The sequence below is a fragment of the Paracoccus cavernae genome (assembly GCF_042430175.1).
Lineage (GTDB): Bacteria > Pseudomonadota > Alphaproteobacteria > Rhodobacterales > Rhodobacteraceae > Paracoccus > Paracoccus cavernae.
Genome location: NZ_JBHMDZ010000009.1, coordinates 1 through 15,279, shown reverse-complemented (window position 1 = coordinate 15,279; position 15,279 = coordinate 1). Strand labels below are relative to the sequence as shown.

At 60.7% G+C, this 15,279-nt stretch carries 18 protein-coding genes, 1 tRNA gene and 1 pseudogene; 9 read left to right on the top strand and 11 right to left on the bottom strand.

The genetic code is table 11. From position 1 onward, the window contains the following. The first annotated feature begins 94 nt into the window (after window positions 1–94). The 3 genes from ACFFUC_RS08515 (at window position 95) to ACFFUC_RS08505 (ending at window position 3,934) form a co-directional block, all read left to right on the top strand. A complete protein-coding gene (locus tag ACFFUC_RS08515) occupies window positions 95–1,987 on the top strand; it encodes a hypothetical protein (protein WP_377685347.1) in 1,893 nt (630 codons plus the stop codon). Window positions 1,988–2,239: 252 nt separating this feature from the next. Then, complete coding sequence (locus ACFFUC_RS08510) at window positions 2,240–3,652, top strand: MATE family efflux transporter (RefSeq protein ID WP_377685345.1); 1,413 nt, start codon at window positions 2,240–2,242, stop codon at window positions 3,650–3,652. A 192-nt stretch (window positions 3,653–3,844) separates the two neighbouring features. Further along, window positions 3,845–3,934, top strand: a tRNA-Ser gene (locus ACFFUC_RS08505). Window positions 3,935–4,526: 592 nt separating this feature from the next. Here ACFFUC_RS08505 and ACFFUC_RS08500 read toward each other — a convergent pair. The 5 genes from ACFFUC_RS08500 to ACFFUC_RS08480 all read right to left on the bottom strand — a co-directional run bounded on the left by ACFFUC_RS08500 (window position 4,527) and on the right by ACFFUC_RS08480 (window position 6,269). Then, complete coding sequence (locus ACFFUC_RS08500; protein WP_377685343.1) at window positions 4,527–5,138, bottom strand: uracil-DNA glycosylase; 612 nt, start codon at window positions 5,136–5,138, stop codon at window positions 4,527–4,529. A gap of 120 nt (window positions 5,139–5,258) precedes the next feature. Next, on the bottom strand, window positions 5,259–5,456 hold the full coding sequence (locus tag ACFFUC_RS08495; protein ID WP_377685341.1) for a hypothetical protein: 198 nt from the start codon (window positions 5,454–5,456) through the stop codon (window positions 5,259–5,261). Further along, a complete protein-coding gene (locus tag ACFFUC_RS08490) occupies window positions 5,453–5,719 on the bottom strand; it encodes a hypothetical protein (protein WP_377685340.1) in 267 nt (88 codons plus the stop codon). Before ACFFUC_RS08490 ends, ACFFUC_RS08495 begins: the two co-directional genes overlap by 4 nt. After that, window positions 5,716–5,904: a hypothetical protein gene (locus tag ACFFUC_RS08485; protein ID WP_377685338.1), complete on the bottom strand. Its 189-nt coding sequence runs from the start codon at window positions 5,902–5,904 to the stop codon at window positions 5,716–5,718. Before ACFFUC_RS08485 ends, ACFFUC_RS08490 begins: the two co-directional genes overlap by 4 nt. Before the next feature lie 53 nt (window positions 5,905–5,957). Continuing rightward, window positions 5,958–6,269 carry a hypothetical protein gene (locus ACFFUC_RS08480; protein ID WP_377685336.1) on the bottom strand — a complete coding sequence of 104 codons (312 nt, stop codon included), beginning with the start codon at window positions 6,267–6,269 and terminating at the stop codon, window positions 5,958–5,960. A 93-nt stretch (window positions 6,270–6,362) separates the two neighbouring features. Between ACFFUC_RS08480 and ACFFUC_RS08475 the strand changes: the two genes are divergently transcribed. From ACFFUC_RS08475 to ACFFUC_RS08465, 3 genes are all read left to right on the top strand, one after another. Further along, window positions 6,363–6,608, top strand: coding sequence for a transcriptional regulator (locus ACFFUC_RS08475; protein WP_377685335.1), 246 nt, complete (start codon window positions 6,363–6,365; stop codon window positions 6,606–6,608). Further along, on the top strand, window positions 6,595–6,906 hold the full coding sequence (locus tag ACFFUC_RS08470; RefSeq protein WP_377685333.1) for a hypothetical protein: 312 nt from the start codon (window positions 6,595–6,597) through the stop codon (window positions 6,904–6,906). Before ACFFUC_RS08475 ends, ACFFUC_RS08470 begins: the two co-directional genes overlap by 14 nt. A 187-nt stretch (window positions 6,907–7,093) precedes the next feature. Beyond that, a complete protein-coding gene (locus tag ACFFUC_RS08465) occupies window positions 7,094–7,402 on the top strand; it encodes a hypothetical protein (RefSeq protein ID WP_377685332.1) in 309 nt (102 codons plus the stop codon). A gap of 75 nt (window positions 7,403–7,477) precedes the next feature. Here the strand turns inward: ACFFUC_RS08465 and ACFFUC_RS08460 are convergent, their stop codons facing one another. Next, the gene (locus tag ACFFUC_RS08460; RefSeq protein ID WP_377685331.1) at window positions 7,478–8,341 is read right to left on the bottom strand and encodes a DUF2189 domain-containing protein; all 864 of its coding nucleotides are present in this window, start codon (window positions 8,339–8,341) and stop codon (window positions 7,478–7,480) included. 335 nt (window positions 8,342–8,676) lie between these two features. Between ACFFUC_RS08460 and ACFFUC_RS08455 the strand changes: the two genes are divergently transcribed. Both ACFFUC_RS08455 and ACFFUC_RS08450 read left to right on the top strand, forming a co-directional pair. Next, window positions 8,677–9,141, top strand: coding sequence for a hypothetical protein (locus ACFFUC_RS08455; protein WP_377685329.1), 465 nt, complete (start codon window positions 8,677–8,679; stop codon window positions 9,139–9,141). Next, a complete protein-coding gene (locus ACFFUC_RS08450) occupies window positions 9,131–9,616 on the top strand; it encodes an ImmA/IrrE family metallo-endopeptidase (RefSeq protein WP_377685327.1) in 486 nt (161 codons plus the stop codon). The genes ACFFUC_RS08455 and ACFFUC_RS08450 overlap by 11 nt, the downstream gene beginning before the upstream one ends. A gap of 598 nt (window positions 9,617–10,214) precedes the next feature. On the opposite strand, the gene ACFFUC_RS08445 is transcribed toward ACFFUC_RS08450, so the two are convergent. The 5 genes from ACFFUC_RS08445 to ACFFUC_RS08425 all read right to left on the bottom strand — a co-directional run bounded on the left by ACFFUC_RS08445 (window position 10,215) and on the right by ACFFUC_RS08425 (window position 14,457). Continuing rightward, the gene (locus ACFFUC_RS08445; protein WP_377685325.1) at window positions 10,215–11,105 is read right to left on the bottom strand and encodes a hypothetical protein; all 891 of its coding nucleotides are present in this window, start codon (window positions 11,103–11,105) and stop codon (window positions 10,215–10,217) included. Between the two features lie 39 nt (window positions 11,106–11,144). Next, window positions 11,145–11,357 carry a transcriptional coactivator p15/PC4 family protein gene (locus ACFFUC_RS08440; protein WP_377685324.1) on the bottom strand — a complete coding sequence of 71 codons (213 nt, stop codon included), beginning with the start codon at window positions 11,355–11,357 and terminating at the stop codon, window positions 11,145–11,147. After that, on the bottom strand, window positions 11,357–11,662 hold the full coding sequence (locus tag ACFFUC_RS08435; RefSeq protein ID WP_377685322.1) for a winged helix domain-containing protein: 306 nt from the start codon (window positions 11,660–11,662) through the stop codon (window positions 11,357–11,359). The genes ACFFUC_RS08440 and ACFFUC_RS08435 overlap by 1 nt, the downstream gene beginning before the upstream one ends. Before the next feature lie 456 nt (window positions 11,663–12,118). Further along, window positions 12,119–13,165 (bottom strand): hypothetical protein, encoded by a 1,047-nt coding sequence (locus ACFFUC_RS08430; RefSeq protein WP_377685320.1) that lies wholly within the window; start codon window positions 13,163–13,165, stop codon window positions 12,119–12,121. Then, on the bottom strand, window positions 13,165–14,457 hold the full coding sequence (locus ACFFUC_RS08425; protein WP_377685319.1) for a tyrosine-type recombinase/integrase: 1,293 nt from the start codon (window positions 14,455–14,457) through the stop codon (window positions 13,165–13,167). Before ACFFUC_RS08425 ends, ACFFUC_RS08430 begins: the two co-directional genes overlap by 1 nt. Before the next feature lie 233 nt (window positions 14,458–14,690). Between ACFFUC_RS08425 and ACFFUC_RS08420 the strand changes: the two are divergent. Further along, window positions 14,691–15,273, top strand: a pseudogene (locus ACFFUC_RS08420) (IS3 family transposase); the annotation flags it as partial. Window positions 15,274–15,279 lie beyond the last annotated feature (6 nt).

The following is a 15,279-nucleotide window of genomic DNA, read 5'->3' as shown; positions in this document are numbered from 1 at the left end:
GCCTGCCCTGCGGCAAAGATTGACGCAGCGCTCCCCGCCACCCGCGTCCATTCGTCCCCTTCTCCGCCCCCCGCGCCCCGATTAGGCTTCGATCATGATCCTTGCATCCCTTGCCCTTTCCGCCGCCGTCGAGGCCAGCCCCCCCGCCCTGCGCGCCCCCGCACAAGGCGATGCCGCGGGCATGGTTCTGGCGCAGGCCCGTACCCCCGAAACAAGCGCCGACGCGCCATTGGTGTCGGGGCAGTCGGGCAGCCCGAACTCCGACAAGGCGGATGGGGCAGATGCTACTGCGGTGCGCGCGCCTGCCGTCGGCAATCCCTCGATCGCGATGGGGCTGGCCGGTATTGCGGATTGGTCGACGCAATCGCCCTTCATCGACGTCTTCAAAACCTCGCGCCCCTGGATCGGCCACCTCCCCGGCCAATGGGGCGGCGCGAGCGAAGAGGTCATGGCCGCGGCCACCGACGAGCACGGCTGGCTCACCCGCATGCCCGAGGGGGTCAGCCATGTCAGCACCCTCATCCTGACCGAGATGCCCGAGGGCATGGTCTCGAGCGCCGGCACCTACCGTCTGAGCTATCAAGGCGAGGGCGAGGTCACGATTTCGGGCGGGCGGGTCATCGCGACACGTCCGGGCGAGATCGACTTCGAATATCGCCCCAACGGCGGCAATATGGTCCAGATCGAGCTGCGCGCGATCGCGCCCGAGAACCCGATCCGGCAGATCTCGGTCGTCCATGAACGCGATCTTGCCCGCTTCGCGGCGGGGCAGGTCTTCAATCCCGCATGGCTGGCACGGATCGGCGACATGCGCGCGCTGCGCTTCATGGACTGGATGGCGACGAACGGCTCGCCGGTCGCGCATTGGTCCGATCGCGCCGAGCCGCAGGATGCGTCATGGGCAGGGCCGGCAGGCGTGCCGCTCGAAGTGATGGTCAAGCTCGCCAACGAGACCGGAACCGATCCGTGGTTCACCCTGCCCCATCTTGCCGATCCGCAATATATCGAGCAGTTCGCAAGCTATGTCCGCGACCAGCTCGATCCCAAGCTGACGCCTTGGTACGAATATTCGAACGAGGTCTGGAACTGGCAATTCCCGCAGGCGCAATGGGCCAATGAGCAGGGACAGGCGCTCTGGCCCGATCTCGGCACGGCATGGGTCGAATATTACGCCGGAAAATCGGTCGAGATGGCGCAGATCATCGACAAGACCTATGGGCCGAAACCTGCGCAAAGCTATCACAAGGTGATCTCGACCCAGACCGGCTGGCTCAGCCTCGAAGAGGCGATTCTTGATGCGCCCGCATGGCGCAAGATGGCAGTGGGACGCAAATTGCCCTCGGCCACATTCGATTCCTATGCGATCACCGGCTATTTCGACGCAAGCTTGGGCCGCGACGACAAGCCGAAACTGGTCAAGGAATGGCTGGCGCAATCGCTCGCCGCCGCGGAGTCTGCCGCCGATGCCGCCGGTCTGACCCGCGCCGCGAAAGACGCCTATGTTGCGGGGCATCTTTACGATCTGGCCGGCGATCTCGCCATTCGCGAATTGCGCGACGGCTCGGTTTCCGGCGATCCGGCGGGCTCGCTCAAAGAGCTGTTCTCCACTTTCGCCTATCACAAGAAGATCGCCGACCAGCGCGGCCTGCGTCTCGTGATGTACGAAGGCGGCACGCATGTCGTCGGCGTCGGCCCTTGGGCAGATGACGAAGAGCTGACAGGCTTTTTCGTCTGGCTGAACCAAAGCGAGGGTATGGGCCAGCTTTACACCGAGCTTCTGGCGGGCTGGAAAGCGCAGGGCGGCACGATGTTCAACGCCTTTGTGGATATCGGGCGGCACAACAAGCACGGCTCCTGGGGCAACTTGCAACATATCGACGACAGCTCGGCCCGCTGGGATGCGCTGATCCGTTTCAACCGCGACACACCCGCATGGTGGGAGAGCCGCGCAAACGGCACTTTCGTGACCCGCAGCGAAAGCGAATGAATATCGCGGGTCGCGCCGCGCTGCTGCCGCGCGACCGGAAAACCCCATAAAAATACAACCTTAAGGGGTATTCCCGGCCTTTCTGTCCGGAATATGCCCAAACGCCGTCAGGTCTTGCCGCCCAATGCCGGAAGGAAGGAACGGAAGCCTGCGCCGGTCGTTCATCCTTGGCGAACAGGTTCGGGCGGCGTGTCTGCATCGGTGCTTCTCCGGCACCGGCCTTTTCGCGGATACGAGGGACGAGAACCGCATATGTCACAGGCCAATTCGTTAACCACCGCCCCCATCAACCGGACGCTTCTGCTTTTCGCCCTTCCGACCCTCGGCTCCTCGGTTCTGCAATCCGCCAACGGCTCGATCAACGCGGTTTGGGTCGGGAGGCTTTTGGGCGAGCAAGCGCTTGCCGCAACCACCAACGGCATTCTGGTCATGATGCTGATGACGGCCTTCGTCTTCGGCTTCGGACTGGCCTCGACCATCCTGATCGGCCAGGCGGTGGGCAGGAACGACCTGCGCTCGGCACGTCAAGTCGTCGGCACCGCCATGGGGACATTCGCGCCGGCTGCGGTCATCGTCTCGGCGATCGGCTGGATCCTCGCGCCACAGATCCTCGCGCTGCTCGGGACACCGCCCGAAATTCTGGCGCTCGCCGATGATTTCCTGCGCGTGACCTTCGTCGCCATGCCCGCGATGATGATCCAGACCATGCTGATGATGGCCCTGCGCGGCAGCGGCGATTCGATGACGCCGCTGATCTTCATGGCAATGGCCGTAGTGCTCGATGTCGTTCTGAACCCGCTCTTCATCCTCGGGATCGGCCCGCTTCCGGAGATGGGAATCGCGGGCTCGGCGCTGGCGATGGTGGTGGCAAACTACATCAGCCTCGGTGCAATGCTCTGCGCGATCTATGCCCGCAAGCTGCCGCTGCGCCTGACCGGAGCGGATCTGAAGTTCCTGGTCCCGAGCCCGCATATCCTGCGGCAACTGGTCGGCAAGGGCCTTCCGATGGGCATCCAGATGATCGTGGTTTCCAGCTCGATGCTGACGATGATGACCATGGTCAACAGTCAGGGCGTCGACACGGCCGCGGCTTTCGGCGCGACCCAGCAGCTCTGGACCTACGTCCAGATGCCCGCCATGGCGCTCGGTGCGGCGGTCTCGGCGATGGCCGCGCAAAACATCGGCGCGGGCCGCTGGGACCGCGTCGGCGAGATCACCCGCTCGGGCATCATTTTCAACATCCTGCTGACCGGCGCGCTTGTGGTGGCGCTTTTTTTCCTCGGCCGTCAGGTCATGTCGGTCTTTCTGGGGCCGGAAAGTCCGGCTTTGTCGATCGGTGCGCATATCAGCCGCCTCTCGACCTGGGGGTTTCTGGCGTTCGGCGTCTCGATGGTCCTGTTCGGGACCATGCGCGCCAACGGGCAGGTGATCATCCCCTTGGTGATTCTGATCATCGCGCTCTATCCGGTACGCGTCGGATTTGCGGTCGGCATGAAGGGCCTTTTGGGCCCCGACGCCCTGTGGCTGAGCTTCCCCGTTGCCATGGTCTCCACCCTGATCCTTGCGACGATCTGCTACAAACAGGGCGGCTGGCGCAAATCTTCACCACCCGAGGCCCCCGCGCCCTTGCGAGAACAGGCAGCCAGCAACCTGCTCGGCCCCTGAGCCGGAGCCGTCCGGATGCCCGCAAACCACGGGCAGCCGCCGAATTTCCAAAGGCTCCCCCTGCCCTGCCCGCGCGGGAAATCCCTCCTCCCCACCAAGATCGGGGCTTTCGGCGATACGCTCATCAACGAACTGAAGATTGTGCGAAAAAGGCCCTTGTCTGTCCCGACCTCGCTGCATATACGGGTCAGCGGAGCGGTGGCCGAGTGGTCGAAGGCACACCCCTGCTAAGGGTGCAGGCGGGAAACCGTCTCGAGGGTTCGAATCCCTTCCGCTCCGCCACCTATCATTGATATTATTGAATTTTTCAGAAGAATTTCTGTCATACCCGCCATAGGGCCCGCCATCTAATTTGCGCTTGATTGCAACAGATTGCGGCATCGCCTTGCGCTGGATCTGGCTGTGCCTTCACGTCGGGCAAATGCGATCCGACCATGTGCGACGCCGCGACACCCACGACTTTCGCGACATGCGCCGGACCAAGCTGTTAAAGACACGCTCGATCCTCTGCTTTTCCTGAATTGCGGATGCGTGCCGAGACCGTGGACGCCGGTCCCGAGCCGGATCGGCCCAGACTTTACGATTCCCCCCTGCCGGCCCAGACGCCATATCTGGCGCATGACGCCGATTGACATTTGCTTACCCGACATACCGACAGAACCCGACAAAAGCCCGATCGGCTGGAATGTCGCCATTGGGTCGAGCATCTGCTACGCCGCTACATCCGCTGCAACCGCTACACGGGCACTCCGATCTGGTGCGCTGCGACATTGCGACACCCGCGACATTCGCGACACACCGAATCTGATAGGGTGCCTGAAAAAAAGCGCTCGGCCCTCTCTTGCTTGGCCATCATCTGCCAAGCCCCCCAGCCCTAAATGAAAGCACGGGCCTGCGCCCATTGATCGGGAATTGCTTGCCAGACAGCAGGCCGCGCCGCGCGATTGATCGGAGACGGGTGCGCAGAGGGGACGAAGGAAAGCCCAAGCCCCTCGATGAACCGAGCTGCACGCTGGGCCTTTCCATCGACGCAGACAACAACACGCAGGTTCGGCAACAACTCGGCGAGCTTGCCCACGCGGTCGAGCCCGTCGCGGAGTTCGGCGGCCTCGATCCGTCTTGAGCCATTCCACCACGGCACGGTGTTCCAGAGGATTGATTCCTGCCGCGAAATGCCTGCCTGCTGCATGAAATGGAAAATCGCTTCTGCCGTGGGGTCGTCATTGTCCCGCGAAATGAAACCCGATCCGACGCGGCCCACCAAGGCGAGGTCGTCCGTCATTGGCCCCGGCTTTTCCATCAGGAACAGGATGCGTGCATTTACGCCCGCGTCGGCTGGGTCAAAATCAGGCACAGTGCCTCTGCCCTCGGCCCGCAACTCTTTGGTCAGTTCGACAAGCGGCCCCATGTGCGGCGACGACAACAGCGCGCGCCGCCGCGCTACCACATTCGGATCGCGAAAAGAGCGGGGGTGTTCGTCCGTCATGCCTTTGTCCATTTTGGATGCTCTGCGCCTGTCGCATCACCTTGGAGCCCCGTACTGGAAAAGCAAAGCCCCGCGCTGGGCGGGGCTGTCATGCAGTTGGAAGCCGTGCGGTTGCCGCCGTCAGCTCGGCAAGCTCACGCTATCGAGGTTGGCATTCAGTTCATCGGCCATAGCCCGTGCCACCCCAATGAGGACCGTCTGAGCGCTCTCGGCCACACCTTCGAGGTTTAGGGATTCCAGTGCCTCAAGGACGCCCGACAACTTGCAGGCCAAGTTCTGCTGGTTCTGCACATGCTTTTTGAGTGCGCTCGTGGTCATGCTGCTTCTCCTTTGCGCCAATGACCGCGCTTGGTCTCACGGGCCAATTCCTCGACGCCTTCATGCACAGTCGCCATAAGGGCCTCGGCTATCTCAAGCACATAGGCCACATTGGCCTCCCGATGCAGCGTGACCTCTTCGCCGCTGGTTTCATTCTCCAGCGCCAGCCGCGCGACACGTAGCAGCGCATAGACATGGTAAGCCAGCCCGTCGGCGGCCTCGCGGGCGTCCCCAGTGAAACGCAGGATTTCAGAAGCCCTCATTGTGCAGTCTCCATGAGTTTGATCGTGTGGCGCAATGCCGTGCGCATATAGGCTCGGGCCTCCCGTTCGGGGACGCTGTATCCATTGCTGCGCTCGCTGGCATCCAGAGCGAGGACAAGGCTGTCCTTGATCTCGTGAAGCCTCGCGGCAGACAAGCCGGTATCGTTCGCGATATTCGCGTTCATCCTGTTTCCTCCAGTTTTATCAGGTGGTGGTCGCCGGACGCAGGCCCAGCGTCTTAGTCGTTTCGCTGCGCCATTGCGTGGCGGATGAGGGCAAGCTGGTCATGGTCCGCGGTCGAGAGCCGGTCTTGGCACTCGATCACAAAGGCCCATTCTGCCAGAGCGGCATAGGTCATTGCTTCGACTTGCGAAGCCGAAACCTGCACGCGCTGGGCAGCTTTACGGGCCATCTGCGCCGCTACCTTGGCCTGATACCATGCCTGCTTGAGCGCCCTGCGCAGGAGCGCCCGCAGAGACTCACCATTCCCGATGAACCGCCGCGCAATGACCCATGCGGCCGACATGATCGAAGAAAGATTGTAGTTCATGGTCGCGGTATTCCTGTGCTATTAGCATATCTATGCAATCAACAGCACATGCTGTCAACACAATAAAGGTGCTATCAGCACAGAAAGGTCACTATGACACCAGATCAATTCAAAGGGGCGAAAGCCATGTTAGGCCTCAGCAACCCAGAGCTCGCGGAAGCTACCGGATTGCACCGCAATACACTCAACAAACTGGACAAAGGCGAAGGCAAAGCCTCGACAATTCAGCTCGTTCGCCTAACCTTAGAAGCTAGGGGCATCCAGTTTTTAGATATTGGCCAGCCCGCACTCGGGCGTGGTGTCGCCCTGATTAAGGGGAAAGCCGATGAAATGGGCTGAATGCGCTGCGTTGTCAGAATCCTTAGGGCACTCTCGTTTTTTGTGGCCAAGCGGCGGCATCACTGAGTTCAATTGCGAGCCCGGCTTCACGCTGTCAGACCTGACCGGCGCAATCTCCTGGATATGGACCTACCCAGGGGATTTCATCCTGCGCGTCCCATCCATCGCTAGCTTTCTGGAAGTGCCAAGCGCGAGCATTGGCGGCCTTCTTTCCTCAGCTATCACATTTGGGCTGTTCGCTTTGATCTGGTTTACTGTCACCCTTTCGAAGCCACCACGCCTAGAGGGGATCGACTGACAGCCGGCGGTTTGGCGCTTTAGATATCACCTTTCTAAGGGGTGACAAAACTCAGCCGGCCCAGCAGCTACGCTAGCCCTGTTTTCCCTTCGATCGGGGCCTTCCCGCCCGCAACCGGCACCATTCCGCCCGTGCCCCAGTACAAGCCTCGCAACCCAGAACACAGCCACCTAGACTGAGGCCCTGAATGCTGGATTGGAGCATGGGCCCAATGGCTGATAAAAACGTCGACGGCGCACCGCTTCTGGACGATCAGACCCTTACATTACTGGCACGACAGTTGCGCGGAACGACCCACGCGAAACTGCGGTTCATTGGTGACGATCGAGACTTCGAGCACGCTCTGGCTAATGTGCTTCTCGCGCTGGGCATATCTTCGGAGAGCGAGCACATCGCCGACGTGGCGCCCTCGCCGCAACGCCGCTTCAGCTTCCGCTATGAGGGCAGCACGGTGATTGTGACGGTCGCGCTAGAAGTGGCAGCCGACCACTACTAGCCCTCGCGCGTCGGCGCTTTGCGCGCAAGCATGATGCAGATCCGCCCGCGCGCTCTAGCCCTCATCCACTTCCATTTACGGCCATGTCACCGCGGCACGATAGAGGTGCCATGTCGCGTGGCCAAGCACCGGCAGGACGAAAATCAGCCCGACAAAAAGCGGGATCGACCCCAGAGCCAGCAAGACAGCGACAATCAGCCCCCAAAGCGCGATGGTTCCGGGGTTGCGGCGGACAACGGCGAGAGAGGTTGTCAGAGCCAAGGGGATGCCGACCCGCCGGTCCACGAGCATCGGGAAAGACACGACGCTCAGGCAAAGCACAACCGCAGCGAAGATGGCGCCGACCCCAACGCCCATCGCAATCATCTCCCAACCTGCCTCGGTCGTGAAGCTGTCACGAAGCAAGGCGGAGATGTTGTCATAGGGCACTGGCCCAAGCGTGGCGAGCCAGATGGAATGGGCAGCATAGAGCCAAAGCAGAAAGACCCCCACGAGCAGGGCGCCAAGCGTAAGCACTGGGCCAAAGACGCTCGCGCGCAAGGCATCCATCGCGACGCCCCAGCTGGGCTCCAGCCCTTGCTCGCGACGTTTGCTCATCTCGTAAAGACCGGTCGCGGCCACCGGTCCCACGAGGGGGAAACCGGCGGCCAATGGAACCAAGAGATGCAAATGCCCCGCTTGAAGCGCCCAGACAGAGAGCGCAAATCCGATCACCGGATAAAGCAGCACCAAGACGATGACGTCTGATCGGTATGCCGCTAGATCCCTTATGCCCTTGCTCAGGGCTATTCCGACCTCTCGCGCTCCAATCGTGTTGACGACCGGTTGCGCAACCTCTACGCCCCCAATCCCGTCAACAGCCGCCTCTAGGCCGTGCCCCACGCCAACAACGCGCCGTGCGGCCCAAGTGATCGGGTTGCCAATTATTTCGGTGGACATTGCTTTACCCTCCATCTCGAGGAGGCGCGGAGCTGAGTCAGGCATTGACCGGTCGGACGGTGGCATATGACCAAGCCGTCAGGCCATTTCCGGCCTCTGGGTCAGCATATCAAATTCTTGGCGCACTTCACATCGGATTTGTCGGGGGCTGCCGAGTGGCCTAATCTCCGGAGGCACAGCATTGCGCCGGCAGCGCTCCGGCAACCGCGCCGCGATCCGCCTCTTTTATGGCCTGTCGTATTCAAGCCAAATGATTACAGCCCGTGCGGCTTGATTTCACTTCAATTAAATGTCCTTGAATATGGATTCGTTACATAATTTCAGAGCAGTCAGGCATGAGCAAAGAAACTACGAATGGTTGCCCGTGGTACGAGAATCCTTGGAAATGCTGTGGATTTGCCTCTCTACTATTGGGGCTGCTAAATTTTTTCTTAATTTTACTTCACTGGAACACCAGCAGCGAAATCAAAGACATAAGCGCCATCGGTGTCTCCATTACTGTACTACAGACATTCTTGGCGGTCGGTGCGCTGGGCGGGTTCTTCCTTCTTAGATCCGCAGCAAAGTCAGCTGCGGAAGAAGAAGCGCGTGCCGAGTTCGCGAAATTTAGGATCGAAGGCCAAGTCGAGCTGGAGAAGGTGAAGGCGGAGATTCGAGAAAGCGCTCAGCTTATAGCCAGGCGCGCCTCTTTGGACTATCTTGACAGCACCGGCATACGTTATGGCACTGGAAACTCTGCGGCATCGACTCCAGATATGATGTCCGCACTTGATGATGAGGAGGGCTCCGATGATCGATGAAATGGCTATTGTCAAAAAGTACGCCGCTCACCTGCCTGTCGAGGTCAACGCACTCATTCGTGAGCTTGGACTCACCTACTTTGAGGCTCCGATGCCGTCGGAGAACTCCGGCCGTATCCACAAGGATGGTTCGGACTTCACTATAACTGTGAATGCTAGCGAGGGGCCCCAGCGCCGACGCTTTACAGCTGCGCACGAGCTCGGCCACTACCTCCTGCATCGCGACCTTCTTCCAGATGGCGCTCACCTGGACCGGCTATTTAACGCCCAAGGTTATGAAGAAGCCAACGACGGCATTCGTCCTCATCACGAGGTGCAAGCCAACCAGTTCGCAGCAAACCTTTTGATGCCCGCAACATTTCTTCGAACACACTATGACCCAGCAGCGGATAACTATAAAGAACTCGCTCGTAACTGTGCAGTGTCGTCCCGCGCGATGCAGGTACGACTGAAGGCTCTGGGGCTGCGAGGTTAAAAGCAACCTTCTTTGCTGGTAAGCCGGTCTCAGTTTCTCAGTCCGCTCAGCCGTTCCCGCGTTGCCCGCTTCCGGCATCCTTCACAGCAGTATAGGGCATCGGCTCGGCGGAACTCCGGCACGGGCCGCTTACACCAGAGACACGCCCAGCCATCGCGCCGCAAGTTATGAGCGATCCGCCCAGCCCGCGCCATCCGCTGGGTACGGCCCGACAGCAGGAAGGTATCGACCAGCAGGCTAAAGCCTCCGCCTTGCCGATCGATGGTCACGCCGCTTGGATCAGGTGCTGGCATCGCTCCACTCCTAAATCGTGGGTTACAGGCCGGTTAGGCCTTTGGATATTCAGGAGCCTCTGGAGCTGACCCCTTTGGAGTGCTCGCGTCCTCTTTGACGCGCGGTTCGTGTTTTTTCGTGTTTTTCAGCCGCGAACAGCAATGCGTGCGGCGGCGGCTCAACGGGCACGTTCCCGAAATGCGGGGAGCGTGGCCACGCCTTATTCGGTCACCCGATCAAGCCCAGCGCGCGCGCAGATAAAGAACGAGGCGCTGGGCAGTGCAATTAGGCACACGTGAGATATGCGGCGCCCAGCGCGGGCGCATCAGCGCCCACTGCTCTTACTTGTTTCTCCCCGCAGAAGCCTTTTCGCGAACTGCTCCGCAAGCACGCCTCCGCCCTGAGGCGAGCCCTTGCCAGCACCACGCCCCGGCATGTCGATGGTGGCTGGGGAAAGCGGCGCGAGCAGATTCGTGGTGAACGTGGGCCTGCCACGTCCGACAAGCTGGTTCGCGAGCCACGCCTGACCGGGGCCGGACATCCTCGCAGCCCCCAGCGCAGCGGGCGCGGCCGAGCCGACAATGGAGCCCGCAATTGCACCAGCGGGGCCACCACCGATTATGGCACCCGCACCGGCACCAAGACCAGTCCAGCCCACATAGGGCACCCCCATAGCGCGAAGGTTCTGCGCGGTTCCGGAGTTGGACATTGGCCTCATAATACCCCCCGCAGCTCGTGCGAGTTCACCTAGTTCGCCACGGCCACCCTGAGCATAAGAGGCTCGGCCTTGCTGAACGACGGCATTGCGCAGCGCCGAAGGAGAGAGGATGCCGACCGCCGCCTCCTCGCCAGCGCTGGTGGCAGCCCTCTGGATCGCGAGGAAGTTGCGCCATTGGTCGCGTGCGGTCGCCAGGCGAGCAACATCGTCAGCGCGGCCCAAGCTGGTCAGGGTCGAACTCATGGCATCATCCAAGGCAGTCAAAGCCTCGATTGCTGCTGAGCGAGTGGCGCCGTCATTGCTGGCCGTGAGCCGAGAAAGGCTAGAGCGCCATGAATTCACTGTGCTGGCAGGTATACTTTCGCCAGTCCTGAATGCGCCGGTCATTCGCTTCACAATCTCGCCGACGATGGGGGCTTGTGCCGACTTCGGGGCAAGCTGCTTATAGGTCTCATTCGCCATGGACAGCGCATTGAGCGTCTGCGGATCTGGCGTCACGTCAACGCCTCTGGGCGTCGCTGGGCTCATCCTGCGCGCTCATGCTTCACCACCTTGCTGCGCGGCTTGAAGCGCGGCCAGCACGTCCGGCAAGAGCGCGCGCTTGAAGGCCACGCCCTTGCGGCTGGGGCGCATCTCGCCGTCCTCTGCTTTGAACCAGACACGGAGATTCACCAGCTGCACACCCTTGAAGTCGTCAACGGTCAGGCGCAGCTCTTCGCGGCTGTTCTTGGGAATGATTGCCAAATCCATCAGTGACACCCCGCACGGCCGAGAGACACGCTGGAGCGCAGGACATAGCGGGCGTGCCGGCCGGGGAACGGGCCGTCATGCTGTTCGTGGATCGTCTCGATATCCACGCCCGCACCGCGCAGCTTGTGGACATAGGCCGACCAGCGCGGGCCGGGGTGATCGATCGGGGTGCAGCCCTTAGGACCTGCCTGCATCAGGGCTTCCAATGCCCACCGGTCGCGGCCCTTGGTGATGATTGTGCGCTGGCTGTCTGCTCCATCGCGCACCGTGAAGGCCTGTGCCGGCCATTGCTTGGTGAAGGTCATGCCTTGCCTCAATGCTTGCGGGCAAGAGCGTCGCGCGCTATATTCGCGGTATCCTGATACCTGCCAAATGTTGCACCGCCGCCCCTTGCCTCGGGGTGGCGGTTTCTTATGCGGCTGCCCGATTTGCGGACTTGGCAGCTTCCCACGCTTCGAGCTCTGCGAGCTTCCAACGGGTACAGCCGGGCGTCAGGGTTACGGGCTTGGGGAAATTCGGATCAGTCTTTGCCCAGCGCCAAGGGGTTGTGCGGTGAACCCCGTAGCGTGCGGCGATTTGGGTGTCGGCGAGGAAGGTGTCGGCCATTGCCATGCGCTCCAATCAATTGCGATTGGAGGCAATATGCCGCCCTAGAACTAGTGGGGGAATGCAACGACAGGCCCATAATATTGATAACGTGCCCGAGCAAGGTGCCCAGAAACGCACACTGGTCATTCTAACCTCACACCATTCTGGGCAGCTTAATTGGGCAGCCTTTCTGGGCGTGCTCCGCTTATGCCGTTCTTTTCAAGAACTGGTTTCAGATACCGCTGAGCCGTGGAACGCGGTAACGGCTGGCCGAACGTTCTATTCACGAATTCGCTCGCCTCCGCCCAAATTGACTCAAGCTTTTCTGGCAGTACCTTAGCCTTTGCCCGTCTCTCAAACTCGATTACCAGCGCAGTCTCGAGAAGGCCGCCCCCTTGCTTAGGCGCGCCCCGACTGGTCGCCCGCGCACTGATGACGGCTTCACCTTCACTTTCAGCGTTGCGTGCAATGAGGCACGCTCCGAAGTCCTCAAGCGTCCTTAGAGATTTCCCAATGTCAGGCTGGGGAACCAGCATCATGAGTTCGGAGAACGATACTTGAGCCGCGATCCACCTCGGTTGTTCGTCTTCACCGGTACCTAGGTTGCTCAACGGCCACGCAACATCAGACATCCGCCAATCTGATCTTGGAATATCTCCAAACCTCCCGCTCATTGGGCCATCATCAGGCGAGGGCAATAATTCGATACCTCGCGCCGCTAGCTTTCCTTGAACAAGTGCGGTGAACAGTTTGCTGCGTGCTATCTCAACAAGTTGATCTAGCTCGGCTAGAAATGGCGCAATGGCCATTGCGCTCTCAAGCTCGCTTTCTAGGGCGCTTAATTCTCGCTCGAATTCGTTCTGCCGATCTTGATCGTAATCGGGGTCACCAGCAGCAGGGTAGTACTTCTTATGCAGTTCCACTTGAAGCTCGACCGCATCGCGCGCCTCTTTAACTGTTTGACCGTAAGACTCAGTCATGTGCCGCGCGAAGTCCGCTGCATCATCATGTTCCAAGAAACGATGCGCAATGGGGGCAATTGGAAAGTAAGTTGGTGAAGCCAGCCCTTCTAGATGGTCAAGGTGCGCGTCCACGTTTTGCCTTTCATCGTGCCCATTCTCGTCCGGCCAAAATGTTGGCACCACTCCGAATGCGATCCAGTGGGCTGCTTCATCAAGATAGCACGTCTCAGCTACCTCAGCGCGAATGAATATTTCCACTATCCAATCCTCACTACTTGTGCTCCCGACCGTGTTTTCCCGGTCAGATAATCTGCCCATGCCGCCATCATAGCGCGGCGCTTCTCAACCATGTCCCCGCGCCGGTATGACGCCTCGACCGCGCTCCCGACCTTGTGCGCCAGCGCGACCTCGGCCATGTCGCCGGGGAAGTGTGTGCGCTCTGCAACCCAATCGCGGAAAGTGCTGCGCAGACCGTGCGGAACGGCTGGGCGCTTATTCACTCGATCCGTAAAGCCCCTGCCCCCTGCATCCACATCAGCCGCATGCACACGCTTCATGGTCGCGCTCAAGGTCATGTCAGACATTTCACCGCCACGCGGCGCGGGAAACACCAGCGGATTGCCTTCGAAGCGAGGGAGGGCTTGCAGCAGCTCGACCGCCTCGAATGACAGCGCCACCCGATGCTCTCGGTCCATTTTCATGCGCGCAGCTGGGATGATCCAAAGCCCTTTATCGAGGTCGATTTCCTCCCACAGCGCCCCGCGCACCTCACGGGACCGCGCAGCCGTCAGAGCCGTGAACTCAAGCGCCCGGCTCCCCATTCCTTCACGCCCGCGGATTTCAGCAAACCAGCGCGGTGCATCGTCAATCTGCACGGCGGGGTGATTTTCTTCCTGCTTGATCTTGGAGGGCGCGGGCAGAAGCTCTTTCAGGTTGCCCGCCCAGCGTGCCGGATTATCGCCTGTCCTGTGCCCGGCCACCGTCGCCCAAGACAGCACTGATTCAATGCGGCCGCGAAGGCGCGAGGCCGTCTCGGTCTTTTCAGTCCAGATCGGCTCAAGTACGCGCAGCACATCCTGCACGGCAATTTCGTCAACCAGCAACTTGCCAAGCTCGGGCACGGCATAGGTCTGGAGCGTATTGCGCCACTGATCGCGATGCTTGGCATTTTTGAACGCTTCAAGCTTTGCATCGAGATAGCGGTCCGTCGCATCAGAGAACGTGAGACCTCGCCGCCGAGCTGTTTCCAAGGCCGCGCGAGCCGACCTGCGTTCCTCCACGGGGTCTATGCCGCGTCGGATCTGGTCCTTTGCCTCGCGCGCCCTATCGCGCGCCTGCGCCAGCGTCACATCGGGGAAGCCGCCCAAACCAATCTCGCGGCGCCGCCCGCCGACCGACACGCGCAACAGCCACGTGCGCCCGCCGTTCGGCGTGATCTGGAGAAGAAGTCCGGAGACACCACCAACCGCAAAGGTCGAGTTGCCCCCCTTGCCCGGGTGTTGCAACCTTTTCACATCCAGTGCGGACAGCTCTTTCGCAACCCTCGGCATATACGCCCCTCATCATACCCGCCTAAGACTATGCATTCGGTCGCAAAAGATTGCAACAGGCAGCAACAGGGGCTCACAATAAAACACGAGGTTTCATAGGGATATCTGCGATTTCACGCGACAGATCGCGACTGAACAATGGCGGCCTTCCGCTCCGCCATTTGCACATTGCAAACCTGATCCTCCCCCCGTGAAGTGGTCCGCCGTTATGCTTAGGAAACGGAGGATCAAGAATGGCAAACAAGCGACCGAAGCCGGAAGAGATTGTGTCGAAGTTGCGGCAGGTTGAGGTTCTGATGGGTCAAGGCCTGTCCCGTCTGGATGCGATCAGGCGGATCGGTGTCGTCGAACAGACCTATTACCGCTGGGGCAAACAGTGAGCCGTTGAAGGCGCCACTGGTCCAAGCCCAACGGCGAACGCGGGATGGGTGTGGATCAGCTGAAGGAACTGAAGCGGCTTCAGCAGGAGAATGAGCAGCTCAGGCGTGCTGTTTCGGATCTGACGCTGGACAAGCTGATCCTGACGGAGGCGGCTCGGGGAAACTTCTGAGCCCCGCTCGCCGCCGGGCCTGTGTCGATCATGTCCGGGGTGAGCTGGGCGTTTCCGAGCGTCGGGCTTGCCACGTGCTGCGCCAGCATCGCTCCACGCAGCGCAAGCTACCGCGAGGTCGGGCTGATGAAGATCGCCTGGTTGCCGACATGATCGAGCTGGCTCGGCAGTATGGCAGCTCAGGTTATCGCCGGATTGCGGCCTTGTTGCGGGATGCCGGGTGGCAGGTGAACGACAAGCGTGTCGAGCGCTTGTGGCGACGAGACTGAGGA